Consider the following 26,312-nt stretch of genomic DNA (forward strand, 5'->3'; position numbering starts at 1 on the left):
TCTCCTATTGCAAATGCCGCTTTTCAGTGCTAAGATTACCTTATTCAGAAGATAAAAGGAGGTACTGAAAAATGGAATTTCAATTTTCAGATATGGTGAATCAGTTCCAGACCGGCATTTTTGCCATGTTAAATGAGAAGAAGGAGGAACTGATCCGACGCGGCCGAAAGATTTACAACCTCTCAATAGGTACCCCCGATTTTTCACCGGCGCCGCATATTATGAAAGCTATGCAGGATGCCTGTGGGAATCCCGAAAACTACAAATACTCTCTGCGTGATATTCCGGAACTTATAGAAGCCGTACAGTATCGCTATAAACATCGCTTCCAGGTAGATCTTGAACCGGATGAGATCATGTCCGTCTACGGTTCTCAAGAAGGAATGGCACATATTGGAATGGCGCTGTGCAACCCGGGCGATACCATCCTTGTACCGAATCCCGGATATCCATTATTTGAAATGAACGGGATTATGGCAGGTGCCCATATTGAGTATTACAAAATCGAAGAGAAGAACGGATACCTTCCGGATCTTGAACATATACCGGAAGAAATCCTGAAACAGGCTAAATATATGATCGTATCATATCCTCTGAATCCGGTATGCGTCTGTGCCCCGGATGAATTCTATGAGCGATTGATTGCCTTTGCAAAGAAAAATAATATTATCATCATTCACGATAATGCTTATTCCGATATTATATTTACCCGTAAGCAGGGACGTTCTTTCTTGTCCTTCGAAGGCGCGAAGGATGTAGGTGTAGAGTTCTACTCCCTTTCCAAATCCTACAATCTGACCGGTGCCAGAATTTCTTTCGTGATCGGTAATAAAAAAATCGTTGAAAAATTCAAAATACTGCGCAGTCAGATCGACTACGGCATCTTCCTGCCGGTACAATATGCCGCAATCGCAGCACTTACCGGTCCTGATGATTTTGTCGAAGAGCAGCGTCTGAAATACGAAGAAAGAAACCGTGCCCTCTGCGGCGGTCTCCGTGAGATCGGATGGGACATACCCGACAGCCAGGGAACTATGTTCGTATGGGGACGCATCCCGGAAGGCTATGCTTCTTCATTGGATTTCTGCATGGAACTGATGGAACGCACCGGACTGATCGTTACTCCGGGCAGCGCATTCGGCAGCGAAGGTGAAGGCTACGTTCGAATGGCTCTCGTCATCGATCCCGATGAAATCAAAGAATTGCTGGAAGTTCTGAAGGCTTCCAATATGTTTCAAAAATAAGGAGATAGATTAATGTTTGAAAATACCAGTACTTATCCGGAAGACAAATCACATCTGTATCCACTTATAAAAACCAGGCTGCTGGGGCTGATTGATGGGAATCCCCACTGGCTTCCTGCCCTGGCTAATGCATCTGCGCTGTTAAATCTTGCCTTAACAGATATTAACTGGGCCGGATTCTACCTTATGAACAGTTTTCTGAATCCTGCTGCAGATTCTTCAGAAGATTTTCTGATACTCGGTCCCTTCCATGGAAAGCCTGCCTGCGTGAAAATCCAGGTAGGAAACGGAGTCTGCGGCACCGCTGTTGCCCGCGATGAAATCATGCTCGTAAAAAATGTACATGAATTTCCGGGGCACATTGCCTGTGACTGCGCTTCCAATTCGGAAATCGTGATTCCACTTCATTCCAACGGGAAGGTGATTGGAGTCCTTGATATCGACAGTCCCGTCATCGGACGGTTTGATGAATATGACCGCAAAGGTCTTGCTGAATATGCAAAAATATTAGAGCAGCTATTTTAATGCTGCTCTGCTATTTTATGGAAACAGGCTTTCTTTCCTTCATACCAGCTCCCAACCAGTCCCAGTACAGAAAGGGCCACTCCCACCGGCCAGTAGATCAGGAGCGCTGCTCCCCATATAAAAATAAACAAATCGCTGTTTAAAAATCTTTTCATCTCAAACTCCTCCGTTTCATAAACCAACCTTTATGTTTCTCATATGTTCTGAATTTATGATATCGAAAGAGGTGAGTCATAAAAAGTACACCTTACATCGGCTTGCTATTTACATAAACAAACTTTACTCTTATCTCTTTCATTAAGATACTCCTGATATAAATCGAGTGTCATCTGCGATTCTTCCACCGTTTTCCCTTTAAACTTTGGCATCGTCTCCGTTTCATACCATTTTTCTTCAATGCATCTTCGCATCCATCCGATCAGATTATGCACAAAGCTCTGCTCCTGTGCCATCTGAAATGCCTTCTTTATCACATCCGGCCTGTTTTCCGATACCTGGAGCAGCATGCGGATCTCCTGAATGGTGACCGGCTCTTCGCCAAATATTTCAGCCACTTCAAGAATCATACTTTCATTCACAACTACTTTCTTAGGTGCAAGAACATCCGGTGCTATTTCTTCCATTTCCGCTTCCACCGCCTGCATACGCTTCAGATCGGAATGATGTGTACAATTCGGGTTCTTCTTTACCAAAAAGCGGATCCCTGTCACTTTTCCGCCTTTTCCGCTCTTGACCGGTTCATAATCAAAACAGATCTCCGAATACTCGGATTCTTCCAGTTCTTTCTTCGCGACCTCCATAACTTTTCTCCGGAAATTTCTCCAGTCATCAAATGGCGCATCTTTGATTTCTCCCAGAGCTTCTTCAAATCTTCCCTGCTCTACCAGGCGTTTCACTGCTTTGGAAGCATTGGCATCCACCACATTCAATGTAAATTTCAGTTCTGCAACAGAATACGGTTTCTTAGGCGGCCGCGGCACCACCAGCACATCCCCCGGTTCACGCTCAAACCGGTAATACTGTGTTCTCAGGATTTCGTAGATTCGTGTCGTAAACAATGACTTAAACGAGCAAAGTACATCCAGACTCATCCGGGTATAATCTTTTTTAAGATTATAAATATGAGGCTTCATTTCTTTTGTAAAACGCGTTGTGAACACGCCATCCTGGTATTCACATTTATTCACAACATTAAACATGATAAAATTCTCTTTTTCATCATCCTCAATACTTACAACATGTCCCAAAGTCTCCTTTGACACCTCTTTCAGCCTTGAATAGATTGAATTTCCGCTAATATGCAGATAATTCTTAATCTCCTTCGTCGACACTTTTGCAATCAGCTCCCCGTCTTCAATATATGCCTTCGAAATTGCAATATTCAAAAGCTTCCGTTCAAAAAGAGATGTACTGGACTTACTCTCAATCAGCACATTCGAGCGCGACACCATGTCCCGTTCCATCAATTGTTTATCTTTCGTCTTTTTCCCTGTCTCCACCATTCCTTTAACCCCTTATTATCTTGCATCGTCATCGTGTACCTTTTGGGTGTATAAATTGTTTTGTGTACCTTTCAGGTGCCATATTCCCTCACAGCACTCTTCTCTGCACCCTTTTCCTTACAACTTGTGTACCAATCGGGTTATTGTGTACCTTTTGGGTAACACGTTCAAAAATATATCACTCTTTTCGTGTACCAAAAAGGGTATTCCTACACTAAAAAACAGGATCCGCCATCCCCTCAGGAATCCTCTTTCTTATCGTGTACTTTTCAGGGTACCCCTTTCCTTTTTGTGTACCAAAAGGGTGCGTCGCATTCTAAATTATGTGTACCAAACAGGTACACTGCATAAAGCAATTATATACAAGATATAGGATTTTGTAAAGAAAAAAATCCGATTTTGTATCATTGTGTACTTTTCCGGTCATTCATATTCCCTTTAAGGTACACAACATGCCCCTTATTCCTACACAAGTCCCCCCTGAATTGTACACGTCTTTACCCTGAAAGGTAAACAAGCTACCCCTTTCCGGTACACAAAATCCCCCTAAGAATCCCTCAACCACGCGGTTTTCAAGGCTTTCTAATATAAACAAAATTTAATTAAAATATGTTGTTGTTATCTTCAATATATATAAGAATGTCCTCATTTTTGCTATTCCCCCAAAAGCCCCCCTCTTCTTTATATTGTGTACCTTTTTGGGAGAGCGGGATACATGAATGATCTTCAAAATGGATGGACACCTTTCTCTTAATATCATTTTTTATACAACAAAAAAGCACCGCCCCCGATGTCTCTCATACAATCATCGAAAACAGTGCTTATAAATGCGCCTTCAGGGACTCGAACCCTGGACAAATAGATTAAGAGTCTACTGCTCTACCAACTGAGCTAAAGGCGCTTGCTTTATGTCACTTCCGTAACGCAAGATTTATTATATAACCCCTTTCGCAAAAATGCAAGTGTTTTTTTATATTTTTTTTAAATTTTTTCAACCCATTATACGCAAAACTATTACAATTATCAATTCCTACCAAAATTAATCGAAATCTTTTGACAAACTGTACATTTTATATCATAATAAATGTGTGAGACCTTACTTGAGTTAGCGAAAGGAAGTGGCATTATGGACTCACTGGATTACCAAATTTTATCTATACTGAAAAAAAATGCAAGAATCAAAGCATCTGATATAAGCAAAGAGATTCATCTTTCCGTATCAACTGTCATCGAACGTATACGCAAACTTGAAAACAGCGGCATCATAGAATCATACACCATTATTACGGATGAACACAAAATGGGTAACGACTTAACGGCCTTGATGGAAATCAGTCTCACTCATCCGCGCTTTAACGATTCATTTATCGAAAAAATAATGGAACACCCTAACATCATTTCCTGCTACTATTTAACAGGTGATTTTGATTATCTGGTAAAGATTTGCTGCCGTTCTTCGGAACATCTTGAGCAGATACATAAATGGGTCAAAGATCAGAGGGGTGTTCGTTCTACACGAACTCAATTTGTTTTACGAAATGTTAAAAATATTTATACCTCTCTTCCCGAACCCTCTCCTGAAGATAATGCTTGATTTTCGTTCAGAAATCCACAAACTGATGGAATTACGCAAAAATGCTCTGACGAAGCATTTTTGCGCTTTTCCTATGAATCCATTTCACACAATTTCTCTATTGCGCATTCCTTAATCAGACATTTTTCATGTTCATTGAGAAACAATTCCGATATCGCGTTCTGCTCTACAAGCCCTCCGAACTCCTCTGCCACAATGATGGATCGTGCCGCGTCTCTTCCTTCTTCGGTATTATTAAAATCCATCATCAAGTAATACATCCTATCATTCTCATAAAGTCTGCTCTCTGCCGCCTTTCCGGCTCCGAATGCCCCACAGAACTGTATCATGTGATCCAACTCGGGAAATACGATTTGATAAGACAAACATTCTGCAGCATCCTCGCTGGTAAGCTCTTCCTTCACGCGTTGCAGCTGATTCGCCTTCTGCTTTTCCTCTTCACAGGCAATAGAAAGAAGAAGACTTCGATCCGGCAATAACGCGCCATAGAAACTTGTTACATCCCCGCTCACCTGCATATTGAGAACCTCACATCCCTTTTCAAGCAGCAAATTCAGGAACTCTTTTGTCCGTTCATGATTCTGCATCAGTTCTTCCATGCTGTAACCCAATATTTCTATCTCTTCCTGCGTGATCAGGCAATTCATTTTTGTCTCTGTTATTTTCCAGAATGTCATATGTCCACTCCTCTCTTCTTCTAATCAATCCACGCCTTGTTCTATATGTTGTATAACATTATTTCTGTTTTGTCAATCTTTTCATGCGAATTTATACTTTTTTCAGTTTTTACCCTCTATGTACGAACGTTTATTTTTCTTTAATTTCCTATTTCAAATTCTACACAGATAGTGTAAAATAAATTAGGTTATACTATATAAGGAGAGAATAAATTATGAGATTACGAAACGTACCGGGTGCCGATGCCTATTTAACAGCACATCCTCTGGTAATCAAAAATGAGACACGGTATCGCGGAACCTGGAAGGAAACCTTCGAACACCCCGAAAATCCGATTCATATAGAGATTGGCATGGGAAAGGGACAGTTTCTTCTTACCCTGGCAAAAGAAAACCCGAAAATTAATTATATCGGCATCGAACGCTATTCCAGCGTCCTGGTACGTGCTCTGGAACGTTACGATCATGATGAAGCATATCAGGATGTTTCCAATATCCGTTTTATCTGTATGGATGCGCAGAACCTTCCTGAAGTCTTTGCCGTGGGAGAAGTGGATAAGATCTACCTGAATTTCTCCGATCCTTGGCCAAAGGCCAGACATGCCAAACGCCGCCTGACATCTCGTCAGTACTTTGAGCGTTACGATAAGATTCTTGCTTATGACGGGGTTGTTGAGTTTAAGACAGATAATAAAGAGTTATTTGATTTTTCATTGGAACAGGTCGATCTGGCAGGGTGGGTTCTTCTCGCAAAAACCTATGATCTCCACAACGATCCAACTCTCAGCCGTGGCAATGTTATGACAGAATACGAGGAGAAATTTGCCGGACAGGGACATCCAATCCACAAACTGATTGCCATGCGGCAATAGGTATTTTTTGAACGCAAAACGCATAATATAAAGTAACACAGATCACAAAAAGGCGTACACAAATGAAACAAAAATGTAAAATAAAGCATTTTATGTGCTGCTTCTTTTATGACAATCCATGTATAAACCGAAAATTGAGATGTCTTCGGAAGTCTTTTCGGGAAATACATGATATTCTGAATCCCAAATGCATACCATAATCAAAAGAATCCGGCTTAGCGCTTTATAAAAGTACCAAGTCGGATTCTTTCGTTCCATTTTACTACTATATTTAGAACTCAAATACAGCTACGCCATATGGCGGCAGTTTATACGGTATAGAATATGGTCTTCCGTCACATTCTTGCTTCTCAGGTTTATATACCTTCGGGCGTTCTTCTCCCTTTCCTCCATACTGAGGTTCATCACTGTTCAAGATCAGTTTATACTGCTTTCTACGCGATACCCCAACTCTGTAATCTTCCCATTCCATCGGAGTAAAATTGCATACAAAAAGCAGATTCTTTTTATTATCTTTCGAATGACGTATAAAACTATAAACACTTCTGTATCCGTCATCCGCATTCACCCATTCAAATCCTTCCGGTGAACAGTCTTCTTCATATAACGCCTTATTCTTTCTGTAAAGATGCAGAAGATCTTTATAGAAATTCTGAATTGCCTGATGCTCTTCTTCTTTCAGAAGATACCAGTCTAGCTCGCGCGCCTCACTCCATTCACGTAACTGCGCAAATTCTTGTCCCATGAAAAGCAGCTTCTTTCCGGGATGTCCCATCATGAAAGCATAGCCCACTTTCAGATTTGCAAACTTATCAAATCCAAGTCCCGGCATCTTATTCAGCATAGAGCACTTCAAATGCACCACTTCATCATGCGATAATACCAGAATGTAGTTCTCACTGTACGCATAGCTGCTGGCAAATGTCATGAGATTGTGAGCGCCTTTTCTAAAATACGGGTCCAGTTTCATGTACTCTGTAAAATCATGCATCCATCCCATATTCCACTTCATACTGAATCCCAGACCACCATCTTTCGGTTTTCCGGTTACCATCGGCCAGGCTGTAGATTCCTCTGCAATCGTCACAACACCAGGATTTCTTCTAAGTACAACGGAATTCATATGACGGAAGAACTCAATCGCTTCCAGATTCTGGTTGCCGCCATACTTGTTCGCCACCCATTGCCCATCCTGACGTCCATAATCAAGGTAAAGCATGGATGCGACTGCGTCTACCCGAAGCCCATCAATATGAAAATGTTCCACCCAGAACAGAGCATTGGAAATCAGGAAATTCTTCACTTCATTCTTACCATAGTCGAACACTTTGGTTCCCCAGTCCGGATGCTCCCCCTTACGTGGATCCGCGTATTCATATACCGGTGTTCCGTCAAAATCAGCAAGACCGTGGGCATCTCTCGGGAAATGAGCCGGTACCCAGTCCAGAATAACACCAATCTTATTCTTGTGGAAATAATTGATCATATACGCAAAGTCTTCCGGCGTTCCATAACGGGCAGTCGGTGCGAAATAACCGGTAACCTGATATCCCCATGAACCGTCAAATGGATACTCTGCAATTCCCATCAACTCAATATGTGTATACCCCATCTCTTTCAGATAACTGACCGCCTCATGGGCGAATTCTCTGTATGTATAAAATCCTTTATAGTCTTCTCCCGGGTGGCGCTTCCATGAACCGATATGCGCCTCATAAATTGCCATGGGTTCTTTATGGTGATCCCATGTCTTTCTGTGCTCCATCCACTTTCCATCCGACCATTTTAAATTTGAAATATCTGTGATTCTGGATGCAGTTCCCGGGCGCATCTCTGCACTGTTAGCAAACGGGTCTGCCTTGTCAATGAAGGAACCACTGAATGTCTCAATGCAGAACTTATATAGATCCCCCTTCTTTGCTTCCGGGACAAATGCGGTATAAATGCCAAGTGGGTCATTGCGCTCCATCGGACACGCTTTAGAATCCCAGTTGTTAAACTCTCCTATAACAGATACGGATTTTGCATGCGGCGCCCAAACGGCGAAATAAGTACCGTCATTCTTTCCATCATTTACCAAATGAGCTCCTAATTTCTTATAAATCTCATAATGGGTTCCCTGCCCAAATAAATACTGATCCAGTTCGCCTATTTCATATTCTTTTAATGTTTTCTCTTTCACAGCCATCCTCCCGCCTTCTTGTTCAAATGATTATGAATATTATACTAGAAATCGTTGAAAAAAGAAAGAGTTTTGGTTGATTTACACATGCCAAAACTCTTTTTTCTTCCTTTGTATTTTGCAAAAGCACTTATTTAAAGCTTAAAGTCCTCTTCTTTCAAAATTACGCGGTCCGAATCGTCCTTATTCTTGCCGAATACACGTTTCATCAGATGCTTCACATTGGCTTTCTGAGAATGCTCAATCGCTTCATCCATGATCTCTTTCACTTCCGCCACAGTCACTGCATGATCTTCTCTCTGCATCATATCAATACGGCTGTAAAGTGCAAGGATACCCATTTCATCGATCCGGTAACCATTTTCCTTTGCATAAGTCTGTCCAAATGTTACCAGTTCATCATTAATAAACACCGGAAGTTCCAATCTGGACGTAAACTTCTTTTTGAAATTAGGATTTGCTGCAAACAGCTTCTCCAAAGGTTTTTTCTGCTCTTCCAAAACAAACAGCAATTCACCGGTCTGCTCATCCATCAGATCATTCAGTTCATTGACGGTTCTGGCATTCATTTTTGCTGCTTTTTCAATAATCAATGCCCCACCATTCAGTTTTCTGATGATTCCGCCAAGTTCTTTTTTATTCAGAGAATCACCGGTAATAATCGCTACTTTACCCTGTTTCAACTTACGCTGCTTCTGAATTGCTTTTACAATGTCTACTGCAAGCACGGTTTTTCCGGTGCCCTTTTTACCTACAACAACAATATTACCTGTGCGGGATGTTCCATATCTGTTCTTACATCTCTTGTCATTGTCCAGAACTTCTACCAACTGTTCGCTCACCCCTCGAATCGGGACAAAGTAAGAAAACAGTTTCTTCTGTTCCTCAGTAAGACCGGCTTTCAGACCAATTTCACTCGTTGCACTTAGATCATAACGTCCCTGCACAATAAATCCTGTATCAAATTTATTCATACGGGAAGTAATCTCTTCCTCTGAAGGTTCTTCAATTTCCAGAACTTCTTGTTTCTGCTCCGGGCGCTTTGAACGAGGTTTTTTCTTCGAAGCCGGCTCTGAATCTGTCTCTGATTCCAGTTCAATATCAAAATCAGGATTAATCGCAAATTCTGGATCTTCTGCAGAATCTGATTTTTTCTGTGCTTCGAGTATCGCATCTATATCCAGTTCATAGACATCCTTTTCATCCAGATATTCATCCTCGAGCTCATCGTATTCTTCTTCATACTCGTCGTCTTCGTATTCCTCTTCCGCATACTCTTCCGCATCTTCATACTCGTCTTCCTCGTATTCTTCCGCGTCTTCGTACTCCTCTTCCTCATACTCTTCTGCGTCTTCGTACTCCTCTTCCTCGTACTCTTCTGCGTCCTCGTACTCCTCTTCCGCGTATTCTTCCGCATCCTCGTACTTGTCGTCCTCGTACTCTACTTCATCCTCATACTCTTCCGCGTCTTCATACTCCTCTTCCGCGTCTTCTTCCGCATCCTCGTACTTGTCGTCCTCGTACTCTACTTCATCCTCATACTCTTCCGCGTCTTCATACTCCTCTTCCTCGTATTCTTCCGCGTCCTCGTACTTGTCTTCCTCTTCTACTTCTTCCTCGTACTCTTCCGCGTCTTCATACTTCTCTTCTTCGTATTCTTCCGCGTCCTCGTACTCGTCTTCCCCTTCTACTTCTTCCTCGTACTCTTCCGCGTCCTCATACTCCTCTTCTTCGTATTCTTCTGCATCTTCGTACTCGTCTTCCTCTTCTACTTCTTCTTCGTATTCTTCCGCGTCTTCATACTCCTCTTCTTCGTATTCTTCCGCGTCCTCGTACTCGTCTTCCTCTTCTACTTCTTCCTCGTACTCTTCTGCGTCCTCATACTCCTCTTCTTCGTATTCTTCCGCGTCCTCGTATTTGTCTTCCTCTTCTACTTCTTCCTCGTACTCTTCCGCGTCTTCATACTCCTCTTCTTCGTATTCTTCTGCATCTTCGTACTCGTCATCATCATCGTCCAATTGTAAGGATTCTACAACATTTCCCATATTCTCAACGTCATCATCCTCATATTCTTCGGTGACGCCATCTTTCTCTTCATCTTCCAGCGTTTCTGAAGGTTCTGTTCCATTTTCCAACTCCTCCATCAATCTCCGGATATCATCCGCCAGGATTGTCTTGGTATCTCCCAGCGACTCTTCCTCCTGTTTTCTGGCTGCCTTCCTGCGCTTTTTCTCTTCTTCATTTTTTTCAATGATTTTTGCATTTTCGCGCTGGGTTACTTCCCAGTTTGCCAGAATCTCTTCAATCTTCATCTGACCTGTCACCTGAGGATCATCTTGCTTCTGCTGCTGTGCAGCAACATCCACACCACTTGCCACAGCCACACCGGCCTTCAGGACATCGGCCAAATTAGAGCCGGAGATCGTAGTCACAATCTCAGAAGTATTCTCGATCTTGGTTCTCGGCCTTGGCGGTACCGGACGCTCATCCGGAAGACTTTCCAGATCTGGTGATACAATTTCTGCCATCGGCTCAGGAAGATCAGGAAGGTCAATGCTTCCCGTCACATGTACATTTTCCCGAATCTTCTGAGCAATCCTTGGATCCGGTGCCGGACGTTCCTTCGGTTTCTTGAACATCGGTTTCTTTTTTACAGGTTCTTTCTTCTCCCCCGCAAAACGGCTATCATATTTTTCCTGCTGTAAAGGTGTGAGCGGTTTATACTTCATTTTCAGTTCCATTGCCTGATAAACGTACGTGCCTTCACTGAACCATAAAATCAGATCATCACATTCCTCCAGACACTCCGCAGTCATGCCAGCTTCATGATATAACTTAGCAAGTTCATAAGCCCATTTTTCTACATACTCAGCATGTTTAAAATCTTCAAGTGCTTCAATCTGCTGTGTAATCGGTGCATTCTGGGCTCTAAGAATCTTATATTTCAAAATATGCTGATTCGGATCCTTTGGAGCCATCTTGACAAATTCCTCATAGCAGTCCATTGCCTCATCTAACTCATTTGACTTCAATGACAAAAGTCCAAGACGATATACAATCTTGCGGCTTGTCGGTGCTTTATCATATGCAATAAACAAAATTTCTTTTGCTTTTTGCAGTTCCCCCATATTTTCGTATATCTCACTCACAGTAGAAAGCATGGATGAATTCTTAACTTTACGCCAGTCAATTGTATCCGCAATTTCCATTGCTTTTCTATAGGATTTTTCTTCGGCATATTTGAGCATCTGCTCTGTTTTTATGCGATATTCATATTTATCCACTGTTTCTCACCTCTTACAATTATTTTTACTTTTCCTCGGTAAGTTTATATATTTTTACCAGTTAAGTGTAACATACAGCGTAGTCAATGTCAAAAAATATCTAATAATCAAATTTACCATCATTTTTTTCTTCCAACGCTCTAATCAAATAATATGTATATTCACAATACGGCACATCTATTCCATATTCTTTGCCCATTCGTATCATTTCTCCGGCAAACATTTCAATTTCTGTATGACGCCCCGCATCCAGATCCTGCAGTGTAGAAAATCTTGCATCTGCTTTCACTCCCCGGAAAAGCACAACTCTCTCTGTAAGAGGAATTCCTTTGGCATGAGCTACATTTGCCACTTCTTTCCAAAGCCGTTCTGCAATCGCATATACATTTTTACTGTCTTTATACGCATTGAATCCCACTCCAAGAATAGCCTGCGGAAGATTCTGTGAAATGTTGCTTGCATATTTTATCCACATATCCAGCACAATATCTTCCATAACATGGCAGCCAAGTCCTGCACTTTTCAGCAATTGTTCCACAGCCAATACTCTTTCTGTCGGCTCTCTGGTCCCTTTCTCTCCAATATAAACCCCAGCTGTATGCTCCTCGGAAAATGTGATCCGGTTTCCTTCCCTCACCGATGCAATCCGCATAACCGCATACAGCATATGCTCCATACCTATCACTTTTCCAATTATTTCTTCAGAGCTCACCCCATTAAGCAAGCTGATGACGATGGTATGTTCATCAACAATGTTCCGAATATCTTCCAGGATCCCCTGCAACGCATCTTGTTTACATGATACCAGCAGCAGATCCACTCCTTTTGCTGCTTCCGGCTCCTTTACATGCAGTGAATACTTCTTTCCGTTTATGACAATTCCGTCTCTTTCCAATCGTTCTTTCCGTTCGTCACTGGCTATAACACAGAAATGATCCCCCATCTTTTCTGAAAGTCCCCATATAAAATATGCTCCTACCGCGCCAGCTCCCAGAAGCGCTACTCTTTGTATTTCCATATTTCTATGTTCTTTACCTCCATCTTTATCCCGAAACTATCTGCTCTTTACTTCAAACACTGTAATTATACTACATTCTATAAAATAGAGTAAACCTAAGGAATCTTAAACATTTATAAAAAAACAGCCATTACCTTTTTGTAATGGCTGTTTTTTTATATTAAGTTGTTATAATCTTCTTTTATCGGAGGAATCAATCTTTCATTCCTGTTCCTATGTTTATATATTTTATATAATTTAAAGCTCCGGACTATCGTCTTTCATACCTGATTTATAACTTCCAACTACTTTTTTATAAATATCCCTTTGTTATTCTTATCTATAATTTCATCTATGATTATTGGTGCCTTTTTCAATCATTCATATTTGATAATTATTCCGTCTATAACTGATATCTACTTTCATTTTCTATTTATAAATCATCGATTTCTGCTATCTGATGTTTCTTTACACATCTTATAGCTCTTTAAATTATTGTGGTATTTTTCTCAATATGTCTGCAAATTCTGAATCTTTTAATCTTTATTCCAGCTTCTATATCTCTCCGATATATTTTATCATTTCTTTTTATCTCTGCCGGTTAAAATCTATGGTAAAGGCTCATCTCACAGGAACTTTCATTTGCCATACCACTAACATATTGAGTTGTAAATTCTGAATTGTCCAACGGTCAAAGCCTCCTTCCTTTCCAACTCTTTGTCCAAAATTTTTATAAGATATCTGATACTTTCAAAATAAATTTCTTTTACTCATCGAATACTGTAAGTTTTTTATTAAATATAAGTTTTATCAGAAGCTAAATTAAAATTTTCTCTTAATATTTATGAATCATCAATTTTAAAAATTAGATTTTATACACCCCACCTACAAAACTCTCATAAATAAAATGTATACTCGCTTTCTTAAAACTTTCAAATCTTCAAATACTAATTATTCTTTTAATCCTTTTCCGATCTCATCTCTTATATTTTCTTTTATACTCTTGGCGAGTATAATAAATTCGTAAAAGAAAAAATATTTATTAGTAAAAAATTCTTTTTTGAAATTCCCTTTCTCGTCAGGAACTTCTTTTCTTTTGGATTGATTAAATAATACCACCTCAATGCATATTTGTCAATACTATTTTGAAATTATTTTTAAGTTAATTTATAATTTGTTATTTGTGTACCATTTTTCATGCAATTTATACTTTTTATTAAATTTAACAGTTTTCCAATTCGCAGAGCTTATCAACATCATAGAATGTTTTTTCCCAATTATTGTATTTTTTATAGTTATCACCTATTTTTTATTTTTCATTTTGTAAAATTCATGTTAAACTGTTTTCGTAGGATTTTCGACATACTCCTACGTGTCTTTTTGAAACAGGAAAGGAGAACTTAATTATGGGAGGTTTTTTTGGTGTTGCCTCAAAGTCTGAATGTGCTCTGGATTTGTTTTATGGAATAGATTATCATTCTCACCTGGGGACAAGACGTGGAGGAATGGCTACTCACGGGGAAGAAGGCTTCAACCGTGCAATTCATAATATTGAGAATTCGCCATTCAGAACAAAATTTGACAAAGATGTAGACGATATGAAGGGGAATATCGGAATCGGATGTATTTCCGATTTTGAGCCACAGCCGCTTTTGATCCAGTCTCATATCGGCAGTTTTGCAATTACGACTGTCGGCAAAATCAACAACGCTGATCAGCTTATGAAACTGGTATACGAAAAAGGGCATGCGCATTTTCAGGAAATGACGAACGGGCAGGTAAATGCTACTGAACTGATTGCAGCCTTAATCAGTATGCGTGATTCTTATGTAGAAGGTATCCGTTATGTCCAGTCTCTGGTCGACGGCTCTATGACCCTGCTTCTCATGACACCGGAAGGCATCTATGCCGCCCGTGATCTTCACGGACGTACTCCGGTTGTAATCGGGAAAAAAGACGACGGATATTGTGTTTCTTTCGAAAGTTTTGCTTATATCAATCTTGGTTATACCGATTACAAGGAACTAGGCCCCGGTGAAATCGTTTATATTACCCCGGAGAGTGTGGAAACTGTAAGCCCGGCATGTGATAAGATGCGTATCTGCTCTTTCCTCTGGGTTTACTATGGATATCCGACCTCTTCTTATGAAGGTGTAAATGTAGAACAGATGCGTTATAAATGCGGAAGTCTTCTTGCCAAACGTGATGCCGGAACAGTAGAACCCGATATCGTTGCCGGTGTTCCGGATTCCGGTATTGCACATGCGATCGGCTATGCAAATGAATCCGGCATTCCATATGCAAGACCGTTTATTAAGTATACCCCAACTTGGCCGCGTTCTTTTATGCCTACCAATCAAAAACAGCGTGATCTGATCGCGCGTATGAAACTGATTCCGGTTCACGATCTGATCGAAGATCGTAAGTTACTTCTGATCGATGACTCGATCGTCCGTGGAACGCAGCTCAGGGAAACAACGGAATTCCTTTATCAGAGCGGTGCAAAAGAAGTACATGTCCGTCCGGCGTGTCCGCCGCTTTTGTATGGATGTAAATATTTGAATTTCTCACGTTCTAAATCAGAGCTTGATCTGATCACACGCCGTATTATCCGCGAGTGGGAAGGCGACAATGATGTCAATGTACTGAGTGAATATGCGGATCCGAACAGTGACCGCTATGCAAAGATGCTGGATGAGATTTGTAGGATTCAGAATTTTACTTCGCTGAGATATCATAGACTGGATGACCTGATCGAATCGATTGGGTTGGATGCTTGTAAGGTTTGTACGTATTGTTTTGATGGTCGGGAATAAGGTTGTGGTCGCGGGGGGCGCAGGAGGGGATGCATTGCTCCAACGCTCTGGTCCCTGCGACTCGGGACTTCAGAATGTAACAAAAAGGCAGGATGTTCGCCAAATGTGGCTCGCATCCTGTCTTTTTTAACATTCTGATAGTCTCGATTCTCCGGGCCCGCCGCTTAACTTCCGCAATGCATCCCCTCCTGCGCTCCCGCTTTTCAACTTTAGTCCCTGGGGGGTAGGGGTTGTGTGGGGAAGGCTGAGGTTTGACGCGGCGGTGGTGTGGTGTGACGACTCTGCGAGCGTCACACCGGGGGAGGTTTTGTTTTTTGGTGGCGGCTCTTCGAGCGCACTTTGAGGTTGTGATTTTTGGGGGGCGGCTCTGGTGAGCGACTTATGAGTGTTTGTGATCGGGGGCGGCTCTGATGAGCGCCTCCCGGATGATTTTATATCAGCAGGTCATCGATTTTGGTATAGTCTCCGATCTGGTAGCTTTCTATGGCGTTTCCTTTGACAATGTAGAGGCGGTCGTTTATGTAGATGCCTCGGGCGGTCATCCAGGAGTTGCCGTTGACCTCTTCTTGCATTTCGAGGTTGAAGCCGTTGGTTTTGTCGTATTGGAAAATGTAGTACATTTCCTGGTTGCCGTATGCGGAGAAGCCGATCATGTTTTTGTTGTAGTCGATGAGGACTGCGCGGTAATCGTAGAAGACGTCGGAATAGTAGGACTCTTTCATTGTGTATTTGTGTATTTCTTTGACGTCTTTCGGATCGGAGATGTCGAACATGGATATTTTCATGCCGTTTGTCGTTCCGGATTCTTCGTCGGCGTCCATTCCGATTCCGAGGAGGAGGTTGTCACCGTAAAAGTGCAGGTATTCTGAAAATCCCGGGATTTTGAGGGTTCCTATGATTTCCGGATTTTCGGGATCGGAGAGGTCTACGCTGAAGAGGGGATCGGTCTGGCGGAAGGTCACGAAGTATCCGGTATCTCCCATGAATCTTGCGGAGTAAATGGTTTCTCCTTCGGCAAGATCTGTAATTTGTCCTATGATTTCCAATTTATTGTTTAAAACATAGACGGCATTCGTTGTCTCTGTTGCACCGTCAATCGTCGCAACAATACGTAGATTACCGTTATATTCGTCGATGCTGAAGGAATCATTCAAGTAACCGTTGATTTTGCCCTGAGCCTCGCCGGTGAGTACACCGTCTTTGTATGAAATTCTTCGGATCATAGTCTGATTTACATTTTCAAAAACAGTCCTTGCAAGTACGCTTGAACGTGTATTCTCATAAACATAGATGTTGTTTCCGCTCACATAGCATTCGCTGAATTCGGACAATACCGCTTTCTGATCCACGATTTTTCTCGGGTCATCTGCTTTGACGGAGCAAACGACCAGATACTGGGTTGCCGCTTTTGCCGGAGGAAGATAAATATCTTGGTCGGCAATAAAGCTTCCATTCACCTGAGGCACGTAAGCAACTTTATCATTTTTTCCTCCATCCGTGTAAGCGTAGAAATTACTGAAGATATACAGATAGCCATCTACATACCTGGAACTATGATACCTTCCGCTCTGTTCCAGGCTCGCTTTCAGCTTGGGATTGCTTACATCAGAAATATCATACGTATCCAGATAGGCCTTTTCTGTATCGTAAAACGTCTCATCTGTGTCGATTATCACATCGTAAGTATTACCGAGTACAAAAAGCTGATTCCCGTCAACGTAGAACTCACTGATCTGCGTATTTTCTCTCGCTTTTATCGTTCCGGCAATTTTCATCTGTTCGTTCCGGGTATCAACGATCGCTATTTCCATGGCGTTGTCCTTCAGAGCGTAGAGATAGGTTCCGTCTGTCTTGACAATATCTGCTTCTCCGACTCCTTCTGTCCGCACATTCGTATCGGAGTATCCTTCTCCCGGCATCGTCCTGTCGGATTCCATACTGGCTGCACTGTCCGTACTGCTCGATTTCTCGACCGCACCATACCATGCGGCACCGTCACCGAAACCAGCATCATACCTTCCATTTTCTTCTCTTAAAGCTGTGTTATAACTCTCCAGATATTCATACACTTGATCGTAATCTTCCGCCGATGCGATCTCAGTATTGATCCGGAATTCTCCTTTACTGTTTTTTCTCGCACTTTCTCCTGATGTAACGATTCCCAAACCATTTTCAGATCCACTCAGGGAATGAACCACTGCTCCTGCCAGCAGAACCAGTGCCACGCTCGCTGCGGCAAGTCCATAAGTATAAGATCGTTTCCACCTCTTTACCTTCTTTTTCTCCAAAAGTTTTTGTATATTCTCCGGCTGCAGGCTTTCCGGAACTTCTATATCCTTCGTCGCATCGTTGATTTTATCAAGAATTTCTTTTTCCTGTCTTGTCATAATGCCTTCTCCCTTCGATTATTATTCTTATGCCTTCACGCAGTCTTTGTTGTCGGGCGGGCCGCATAATACGATTCTCATCTTTTCCAGCGCTCTCTTCCTCTTGGATCGCACCGTACTGGAATTCAGTTTATACATTTTTCCGATTTCTGCACTGTTATATCCGGCAAAAACGGAAAGTGCCACAATAAACTGCTCTTCTTCCGAGAGTATAAAAAAAGCTTTTCTCACGTCTTCTGTTATCTGATCGGTAAAATCTTCCGATGCATGTTCTTCCTCAATCGGCACTTCGGTACGTTCTTTTGCCTTTAATTTCTTTTTACATACATTGGCAAGAATTTGGAAAATCCACGAGCGAAATGCCTCTTCTTTCCGCAGCTTATGTACGTTTTCATATGCCAGAAGTACAGATTCGCTGACTGCATCTTCTGCATCATGTGAATTCTTCATCATACACAATGCAAAACGATACATATCTTTGTAAACTAATTTATATAATTCAGTGAATTGCTTCGCATCAATCACCGCTGCTCCCTCCTCCCTTGAAAGTCGACTTCTATTTATTAGAGTAAATAAAAGGGGCAAGTGTTGCAAGAAAAATAAATTTTTTCAAAAAAAGAAGCACCCCGATAAATGGAATGCTTCTCTCACTTTATATTTTAGTTGTATTACCCTCTATAGTAATTGATCAGACATCCTTTCAGGATGATCTCTCTTTCTACATCCGTCAGATCTCCTAACTTCAGTTCGATTTCTTTCAACTCATCACCGACAACATACGCCTTGATCACTGCTGCTTTCTCTTCGACAGCTTTTCTGACATCTGGTACGAAGATGTAATCGCCATTCTTGAAGGAAAGTGCGGTATGATCTTCTTCTGTGATAAACGGAAGCATACCCCAGTTGATCAGATTTGAGCGGTATCTCTTGGTAGCATATTCGTTGGCGATATTTGCCCAGCCACCAAGCACTTTCTGACAGGATGCCGCCTGTTCACGCGCGGAACCGTCTCCAGGTTTTACAGCAAAAATCGTACTTCCTACACCCAGATTTCCTCTGCCTGCCTCCGGGAATTTTACATTTACCTTCTCCATAACAGACTTCATTTCCGGAAGTACATCCAGCGGGCAGGTTCCTGCTTCAATCGCTTTCTGTGCCTTCTGAACTTCTTTTGCCCTTCCCACATAAGCCGGATCCTTTCTGGAAAGTGCAAATTCTGCAAGTCCAAGCGGATTAGAACGGTAAGAAGATGTCTCTCCGGATGGAATCAGTTCGTCTGTTGTCGTTACCGGATCGTGAATTTCAGAAACCACTTTGAGAAGCAGATTTTCCGGAAGAGCACTCATCGCCGGCCAGTCCTTGATATTCGGGCCGAATTTGATTTCCACAGACGGATCTGCAACGCCGTGACTGTCAAATACACGGTTTGCATAAATGTTTTTATCAAAATGATAGGTCGGATTCTTATATTCTACATCCATCGCGGTAGCCGGTGTCAGGAATCCTTTATTTGCTGCGGTTGCCGCAATGGAACGTGCATCCATCAGCGCTACGGATGCGATCTGTCCGCTCTGCAGCTTGCTTCCTTCACGGTTCGGGAAGTTTCTGGTAGAGTGTCGGATGGAGAATGCATTATTGGCAGGTGTATCTCCTGCGCCGAAACATGGTCCACAGAATGCGGTCTTCACGATCGTTCCTGCTTCCATCAGTGTCGCAACTGCTCCATTTTTCACAAGTTCCATGTAAATTGGTGTACTTGCAGGGTAAACACTGAATGTAAATTCATCAGAACCAATATATTTTCCTTTGATGATATCTGCTGCAGCGCAGATATTTTCAAAACCGCCGCCCGCGCATCCTGCAATAATACCCTGATCTACATAGAGCTTTCCGTCTACCACTTTGCTCTGCAGTGAATAATCCACTGCACCATCAAGACTTACAAGGGCTCTCTGTTCTACATCATGAAGCACGTCTGCAAGATTTGCATTGACCTCATCAATGGTATATACATTGGATGGATGGAACGGCATCGCGATCATCGGACGGATTTCGCTCAGATTCACATAAACCAGTCCGTCATAGTAGGTCACTGCTCCCGGGTTCAGTTCTTTGTATTCTCCGACTCTTCCATGAATATCGTAGAATTCTTTGATCTTCTCGTCGGTTCTCCAGATTGAGGACAGACAAGTGGTCTCTGTAGTCATGACATCGATTCCGATACGGAAATCTGCACTCAGTTTGCTAACTCCGGGTCCCACAAATTCCATCACTTTATTATTAACATAGCCATTTCCGAATGTCGCGCCGATGATTGCAAGTGCAACATCCTGCGGTCCTACGCCTTTGATCGGTTCCCCGTCAAGATAAATCGCCACAACACCCGGCATTTTGATATCATAGGTCTTATTCAGCAGCTGTTTTACCAGCTCCGGTCCGCCTTCGCCCATCGCCATCGTACCAAGCGCTCCGTAGCGGGTATGACTGTCTGAACCAAGAATCATCTTACCGCCGCCTGCAAGCATTTCCCTTGCATACTGATGGATGACGGCCTGATGAGGCGGAACGTAGACACCGCCGTATTTCTTTGCGCAGGTAAGGCCAAACATATGGTCATCTTCATTAATCGTTCCTCCAACCGCACACAGGCTGTTATGGCAGTTCGTCAGAACATACGGAATCGGGAATTTCTCAAGGCCGGAAGCACGCGCCGTCTGAATGATTCCGACAAATGTAATATCGTGGGAAGTCAGCTTGTCAAACTTAATCTGAAGCCGTTCCATATTTCCGGAAGTATTGTGTGCCTTCAGTATTCCATACGCCATGGTCTGCTGTGCAGCTTCCTGCTTCGTGATCTGAGTTCCTGTCTTACTTTTTACTGCCTCCAAAGCATCCGGTGCGTCCGGAATAATTTCCATACCATTTACAAGATACGCACCACCATCATACAATTTCACCATTGTCAACACTCCTTTTCTTTTATGCTGTATTTATCTGAACCTGTTATTCCTTTGAGCGGACAAATTTCACATGGTCAGCAACCATTAATGCAATTTTAAATGTAAGTGCATCTTCAAATACTCTGACATCCAGCCCTGTCTGTTTTTGAATCTTCTCCAGACGGTACACCAATGTATTGCGGTGTACGAAGAGCTGCCTTGCCGTCTCCGAAATATTCAGGTTATTTTCAAAAAATTTGTCTACGGTAGACAAGGTTTCTTCTTCAAACTGATCCACTGCTTTTCCAGCAAATACTTCCTCCAGAAACATGTCACAAAGTGACAGCGGAAGCTGATGGATCAGACGACCGATTCCCAGTTCCTTGTATGCGAGGATATTTTTTTCCGGATAGAAAATCCTTCCGACATCCAATGCCATCTGCGCCTCTTTATAAGACTGGGAAACATCCTTCAGTTCCTCCACAATGGTACCGTAAGCCACTCGGACATTTACCATTGCTTCTGTATTGATCATATCGACCAGCATCTTCGCATTGTGCTGGATCTCTCTTGTGCTGTCTGTTTCATCCAGCGCCTTGATCAGGATTACATGTCCTTCATCGACCGCCGTTACATAATCACCGGTTCCCGAAGTATAGATGCCTTTCACCATCTCGAGGACGATGGTATCCTCCGGATTCTTTGGTTCGATCAGAATGACTACTCTGCGCTTTTCCACCGGAATGGACAATTTCTTTGCCTGATTGTAAATATCGACCAGAAGAAGATTATCCAGAATCAGATTCTGCATGAAACGGTTCTTATCCATCCGCTCCTTGTTCATGCGGATCAGGCCTTCCAGCTGACTCACACAGAGTTTTCCACTGACCCTTCCGTTCAGTTTGTCTTCATGCTCGATCACAAAAATATAGATCGGCTCCAGTTCATCACAAACCGGGAAGACCGCAATCTCATCTGTCACAAGTTCTGCCGTACAGCCCACCTCCTGAACCTCCGAGATAAACGCTTCTACTGCGTGCTGGATCCAGCCCTTCTTCGCTCCGACTGCGGCCAGCATGGCCGCTTCCATATTCCAAATGGAACAACTACATTCCACAATATCCCCGATTTCATGAATCGTTCTCTGTAAAATCTGATTCGATAACACTTTATTTTCCTCCTAATACTCTCCGACAATCGCCGCTTTAATCAAATTCGTTTTTCCTGGGCGCCCTACCGGAACACCGGCAGTCAGGATCGCCACATCTCCTTCCTGTACAAATCCCTCTCGTTCAGCTGCTTCTGTCGCATGAAGGAATAAAATCTCCATGCTGTACTCTTCTTTGATCAAAATCGGTGAAATTCCCCAAGACAGATTTAATTTCCGGCAGGTACGCATATCGGAAGTACATCCCACGATCGGACATCCCGGTCGAAATCTGGACACCATTCTCGCAGTATGGCCGGACTTGGTCACGGTAATGATGGCCTTGGCGTCCATATCAATGGCCGTCATACAGGTTGCATGGGAAATCGCCGTCGTCATATCTTTCTTTTCTTCTTTTTTCCGGACACTGAACAGTTCATTATATGGGATGTCACTTTCGGTTCGCACAGCGATACGAACCATTGTTTTCAGTGCCTCCACCGGATATTTTCCCGCTGCAGTTTCTCCGGACAGCATGATTGCGCTGGTTCCCTGGTAAATCGCATTTGCCACGTCCGTCGTCTCCGCACGAGTTGGACGTGGATTTTTTATCATGGAATCCAGCATCTGGGTTGCCGTGATAACCTGTTTCCCCGCATTGTAAACTTTGGCAATGATTTCCTTCTGGATGACAGGAACGTCTTCCAGCGGGATTTCTACACCCATGTCACCTCTGGCAATCATGATTCCATCGGCAGCTTCGATGATTCGATCGATATTATTCACGCCCTGCTGGTTCTCGATCTTTGCAATGATTCCGATATCAGCTCCACCGTTCTCATATAAAATCTTACGAATCTCCGCCACATCTTCTGCTGTACGTGTAAAAGAAGCTGCAATGAAATCAAATCCTTCTCGAATTCCAAAAAGAATATCTTCTTTATCCTTCGGGCTGATAAACGGCATATTCACATCCACTCCCGGAAGGTTCACGCCTTTACGGTCTGAAACCATTCCCCCGTTTTTTACAACACAGTGGATTTCTTTTCCTTCAATACTTACGACTTCCAGACCGATCAGACCATCGTCGATCAGCACACTGTCTCCCGGCTTTAAGTCTTTATATAAATCTTCGTAGGTTACGGATACCTTTTCGTTTGTTCCTTCAATGTCTTCCGATGTCAGTGTAAATTCCTGTCCTTCGACCAGTTCAACCTTTCCTTCTTTAAAAGTACGGATCCGGATCTCCGGTCCCTTCGTATCCAGAAGAGCGGCAACCGGTCTTCCGAGCCGTTCCCGGATCTCCTGAAGTTTGATCAGACGCTCCTTCTGTTCCCGATGACTTCCGTGAGAAAAGTTAAATCTGGCAACATCCATCCCTTCCTGAATCAGTGTTTCCAGTACCCCTTCTTTATCGGTTGATGGTCCTAAAGTACAAATGATTTTCGTTTTGCGCATCCTGTTCCTCCTACTGTTATTCTTCTCTTGTCCTGCTTTTCCATATGCTATGTGGACGTGGCATAGCCTTTAAGTCACATATTATCTATTACACCACTTATCGTAACATGATTTTAATTCACACACAACTGCGTCTTTTGCACAAAAATCTATGCATTCTATAAGTCTTCTTTGAGATACGGCGCCGTTACAGATTTTTCACTTGTTACAAGTTCTTCCGGCGTACCTGCAAACAACAGATTTCCTCCTTCATTTCCTCCGCCCGGCCCCAGCTCGATCAGATAATCACATCCTTTTATGACTTCCAGATTATGTTCGATCAGGAAAAGGGAGTTCCCGGCATCCACCATTTCATCAAACAATTCCAGAATGTTACAAATGTCTTCCATGTGCAGTCCGTCGGTAGGCTCGTCCAGAATAAAAATCTTTCCACTGCTGTTCAGATACGATGCTAGCTTCAGCCGCTGAAGTTCTCCACCGGATAATGTGGACAGGGACTGATTCAGATGAAGATAGGAGAGTCCCACCCTCGTCAGCGGATGAAGCATTTTTGCCACCTCTGTTCCGGCAAACCATTCTTCTGCTTTACTTACAGTAAAATCCATGACTTGGGCAATGTTATATCCGTCTACCTCATATTCCAGCACCTCTTTGGAATATCGGAGACCACCGCATGCTTCACATACTGTTTCGATGGAATCCATAAAAGCCATATCCGAGACGACCACTCCTTTTCCTTTGCATACCGGACATTTCCCTTTTCCATTAAACGAGAAAAGTCCGGCACTGACGCCACATTTTCCGGCAAAAATCTTCCGGATTTCATCTGCCGCTCCAAGGTATGTTGCAGGAGTGGACCGCAGACTGATTCCAATGTTTTTCTGACTGATATAAATCGGTTTTTCAGGGCATGTCTCTGCAAAATGTTCCATCAGTGAGCTCTTTCCTGATCCGGCAACTCCTGCGATCACAGTCATCACGCCCAACGGTATTTTTACGGAAATATCCTTTAGATTATGGTATGTCACATTTTGAAGTTCATACCAGGTCTTTGGTATTCTGACACATGTTTTCAAACCACTTTTCCTGCGAAGCATTTCCCCTGTCCGGGTATTGCTTTTCACAAGTTCCACATAGCTTCCCTGAAACAGGATATTTCCTCCGGACGCACCTGCCCCGGGGCCAATGTCAACGATATGATCCGCTGCCCGGATCATTTCCTTATGGTGCTCCACCATCAGAACGGTATTGCCTGCATCCCGTAACTTTTCCACCGCCCGCAGAAGCCGGTCGATATCATGACTGTGGAGGCCTACGCTCGGTTCATCCAGAATATACAGCAGATCCGTAAGAGATGAATTCATGTATTTGGCAATCTTGCATCGCTGTGCTTCTCCACCTGACAGGGTTCCGAGTCCCCTCGCCAGTGTCAGATAATCAAGTCCAATATCAATTAGCGCCTGGATTCTGGCAGAGAGTGTTCGCTTAATATCCTCCGCCAACGGTGACTCTATTTCATTCAACCATACGCTCAGTTCTTTAAGCGGCATCGCAGTCACTTCGGCAATATTTTTCCCGTTTATCCGGCATGAAAGCACCTTCGGATTCAGGCGGGTACCTCCGCAATCCGGACATACTCCGCGGTGCGTCATGGGACCCAGGATCTGTTTGTGCAGTTTTCCTTCCTCTGAATTCAGAACACTGCGGTACATTCTGTGAACCAGGCCTTCATACTTTGCCGTCTTCGGCCATCCTTCCGGTGGGTTTTTCAAACGAATCTGCGGCGAATACAGAAACAGTTCCAATTCTTCTTCCGAATAATCTTTTATCTTTTTATTCAGGTCAAACAGCCCACTGTTGGCATATCGGATCCATCGCCACTGTCCCGGCTCAAATGCGACATAATTAATCACTCCGGGATCATTCAGACATTTATCAAAATCGACCAGCTTGTGTACATCCAGTTCCGTAATCTCACCGATTCCATCGCAGCGCGGACAGCTTCCCTGCGGATGATTGAATGAAAATGTATCCGAATAGCCGACAAACGGTTCCCCCACTCTTGAAAAAAGAAGTCTCAAAAGTGTATAAGTGTCTGTATACGTTCCGACTGTAGAGCGCATATTAGGTGCCGGTTTTTTCTGATCGATCACGATCGCGACCGGAAGATTATCGATTCGTTCCACATGCGGCCGCCCGTATTTGGGCAGATAATTCTGGACAAATCCCGGGAATGTATCATTCAACTCCCGTCTGGACTGGGCTGCGATCGTATCCAATACCAAAGAAGATTTCCCTGAACCTGAAACACCGGTGAACACCGTCATCTTATATTTCGGGATATCTATCGAAATATGTTTCAAATTATTTTCATAGGCATTCAATACTTGAATAAATTCTCTGTTCATTTGCAAATTTCAGCTTAACCTTTCCTTTTTTGATCTTTGACAATATATTATCTCAAACTATATTCACAATATCATTCATGTTTTGTATGGTCAATGTTCTTTCCAACATTTTTCTTCTGCCGACAAAACCAGTCTAGCGTCCGATCAATACATGCACATTCGCGCGAAGAAACATTTACGCACAAAAAGAGGAACGGCCTTGTTCCTCAATGTCATCTGCTTGACAGCGTGGTGTGAAAGCCGTTCCTTTTTTCTGTTGTATTTTCGTTTCTTTTTAGGT

17 protein-coding genes and 1 tRNA gene are annotated in these 26,312 nt (G+C 42.9%); 5 read left to right on the forward strand and 13 right to left on the reverse strand.

What is annotated here, in order from left to right; translation table 11 throughout:
* The first annotated feature begins 71 nt into the window (after positions 1-71).
* Positions 72-1,244, forward strand: a complete 1,173-nt coding sequence (locus tag ACTNBR_RS09030; protein ID WP_441017803.1) for an aminotransferase class I/II-fold pyridoxal phosphate-dependent enzyme — start codon at positions 72-74, stop codon at positions 1,242-1,244.
* 12 nt (positions 1,245-1,256) lie between these two features.
* The gene (locus tag ACTNBR_RS09035) at positions 1,257-1,769 is read left to right on the forward strand and encodes a GAF domain-containing protein (RefSeq protein ID WP_441017801.1); all 513 of its coding nucleotides are present in this window, start codon (positions 1,257-1,259) and stop codon (positions 1,767-1,769) included.
* On the opposite strand, the gene ACTNBR_RS09040 is transcribed toward ACTNBR_RS09035, so the two are convergent.
* From ACTNBR_RS09040 to ACTNBR_RS09050, 3 genes are all read right to left on the reverse strand, one after another.
* Positions 1,766-1,924, reverse strand: a complete 159-nt coding sequence (locus tag ACTNBR_RS09040) for a hypothetical protein (protein ID WP_427805959.1) — start codon at positions 1,922-1,924, stop codon at positions 1,766-1,768. The two genes, ACTNBR_RS09035 and ACTNBR_RS09040, sit on opposite strands and share 4 nt — an antisense overlap.
* Before the next feature lie 105 nt (positions 1,925-2,029).
* Positions 2,030-3,271 carry a replication initiation protein gene (locus ACTNBR_RS09045; RefSeq protein WP_427805960.1) on the reverse strand — a complete coding sequence of 414 codons (1,242 nt, stop codon included), beginning with the start codon at positions 3,269-3,271 and terminating at the stop codon, positions 2,030-2,032.
* Positions 3,272-4,099: 828 nt separating this feature from the next.
* A tRNA-Lys gene (locus ACTNBR_RS09050) sits at positions 4,100-4,172 on the reverse strand.
* Positions 4,173-4,397: 225 nt separating this feature from the next.
* Here ACTNBR_RS09050 and ACTNBR_RS09055 point away from each other — a divergent pair.
* Positions 4,398-4,865, forward strand: a complete 468-nt coding sequence (locus ACTNBR_RS09055; RefSeq protein WP_427805961.1) for an Lrp/AsnC family transcriptional regulator — start codon at positions 4,398-4,400, stop codon at positions 4,863-4,865.
* 71 nt (positions 4,866-4,936) lie between these two features.
* Here ACTNBR_RS09055 and ACTNBR_RS09060 read toward each other — a convergent pair whose 3' ends face one another.
* Positions 4,937-5,542, reverse strand: a complete 606-nt coding sequence (locus ACTNBR_RS09060; protein ID WP_427805962.1) for an adaptor protein MecA — start codon at positions 5,540-5,542, stop codon at positions 4,937-4,939.
* Positions 5,543-5,757: 215 nt separating this feature from the next.
* Between ACTNBR_RS09060 and trmB the strand changes: the two genes are divergently transcribed.
* On the forward strand, positions 5,758-6,414 hold the full coding sequence (trmB, locus tag ACTNBR_RS09065; RefSeq protein ID WP_427805963.1) for a tRNA (guanosine(46)-N7)-methyltransferase TrmB: 657 nt from the start codon (positions 5,758-5,760) through the stop codon (positions 6,412-6,414).
* A gap of 271 nt (positions 6,415-6,685) precedes the next feature.
* Here the strand turns inward: trmB and glgB are convergent, their stop codons facing one another.
* The 3 genes from glgB to ACTNBR_RS09080 form a co-directional block, all read right to left on the reverse strand.
* Positions 6,686-8,602, reverse strand: coding sequence for a 1,4-alpha-glucan branching protein GlgB (gene glgB / locus ACTNBR_RS09070; protein WP_427805964.1), 1,917 nt, complete (start codon positions 8,600-8,602; stop codon positions 6,686-6,688).
* 128 nt (positions 8,603-8,730) lie between these two features.
* Positions 8,731-11,880 (reverse strand): hypothetical protein, encoded by a 3,150-nt coding sequence (locus ACTNBR_RS09075; protein ID WP_441017799.1) that lies wholly within the window; start codon positions 11,878-11,880, stop codon positions 8,731-8,733.
* A 100-nt stretch (positions 11,881-11,980) separates the two neighbouring features.
* Positions 11,981-12,898, reverse strand: coding sequence for a ketopantoate reductase family protein (locus ACTNBR_RS09080; RefSeq protein ID WP_441017797.1), 918 nt, complete (start codon positions 12,896-12,898; stop codon positions 11,981-11,983).
* A gap of 1,385 nt (positions 12,899-14,283) precedes the next feature.
* On the opposite strand from ACTNBR_RS09080, the gene ACTNBR_RS09085 reads away from it, so the two are divergent.
* Complete coding sequence (locus ACTNBR_RS09085; protein WP_427805967.1) at positions 14,284-15,693, forward strand: amidophosphoribosyltransferase; 1,410 nt, start codon at positions 14,284-14,286, stop codon at positions 15,691-15,693.
* A gap of 431 nt (positions 15,694-16,124) precedes the next feature.
* Here ACTNBR_RS09085 and ACTNBR_RS09090 read toward each other — a convergent pair whose 3' ends face one another.
* The 6 genes from ACTNBR_RS09090 to ACTNBR_RS09115 form a co-directional block, all read right to left on the reverse strand.
* Positions 16,125-18,080 carry a beta-propeller domain-containing protein gene (locus tag ACTNBR_RS09090; protein ID WP_441017795.1) on the reverse strand — a complete coding sequence of 652 codons (1,956 nt, stop codon included), beginning with the start codon at positions 18,078-18,080 and terminating at the stop codon, positions 16,125-16,127.
* A gap of 27 nt (positions 18,081-18,107) precedes the next feature.
* Positions 18,108-18,554, reverse strand: coding sequence for an RNA polymerase sigma factor (locus ACTNBR_RS09095; RefSeq protein ID WP_441017829.1), 447 nt, complete (start codon positions 18,552-18,554; stop codon positions 18,108-18,110).
* A gap of 194 nt (positions 18,555-18,748) precedes the next feature.
* Positions 18,749-21,040, reverse strand: a complete 2,292-nt coding sequence (locus ACTNBR_RS09100) for a hydratase (RefSeq protein ID WP_427805969.1) — start codon at positions 21,038-21,040, stop codon at positions 18,749-18,751.
* Between the two features lie 43 nt (positions 21,041-21,083).
* Positions 21,084-22,187 (reverse strand): PucR family transcriptional regulator, encoded by a 1,104-nt coding sequence (locus tag ACTNBR_RS09105; RefSeq protein ID WP_427805970.1) that lies wholly within the window; start codon positions 22,185-22,187, stop codon positions 21,084-21,086.
* Positions 22,188-22,199: 12 nt separating this feature from the next.
* The gene (pyk, locus tag ACTNBR_RS09110) at positions 22,200-23,624 is read right to left on the reverse strand and encodes a pyruvate kinase (protein WP_427820589.1); all 1,425 of its coding nucleotides are present in this window, start codon (positions 23,622-23,624) and stop codon (positions 22,200-22,202) included.
* Positions 23,625-23,782: 158 nt separating this feature from the next.
* Positions 23,783-26,032, reverse strand: a complete 2,250-nt coding sequence (locus ACTNBR_RS09115) for an ATP-binding cassette domain-containing protein (protein ID WP_441017793.1) — start codon at positions 26,030-26,032, stop codon at positions 23,783-23,785.
* Positions 26,033-26,312: the final 280 nt, after the last annotated feature.

Source organism: Bariatricus sp. HCP28S3_F11 (genome assembly GCF_052065395.1).
Taxonomy (GTDB): Bacteria; Bacillota; Clostridia; order Lachnospirales; family Lachnospiraceae; genus Allocoprococcus.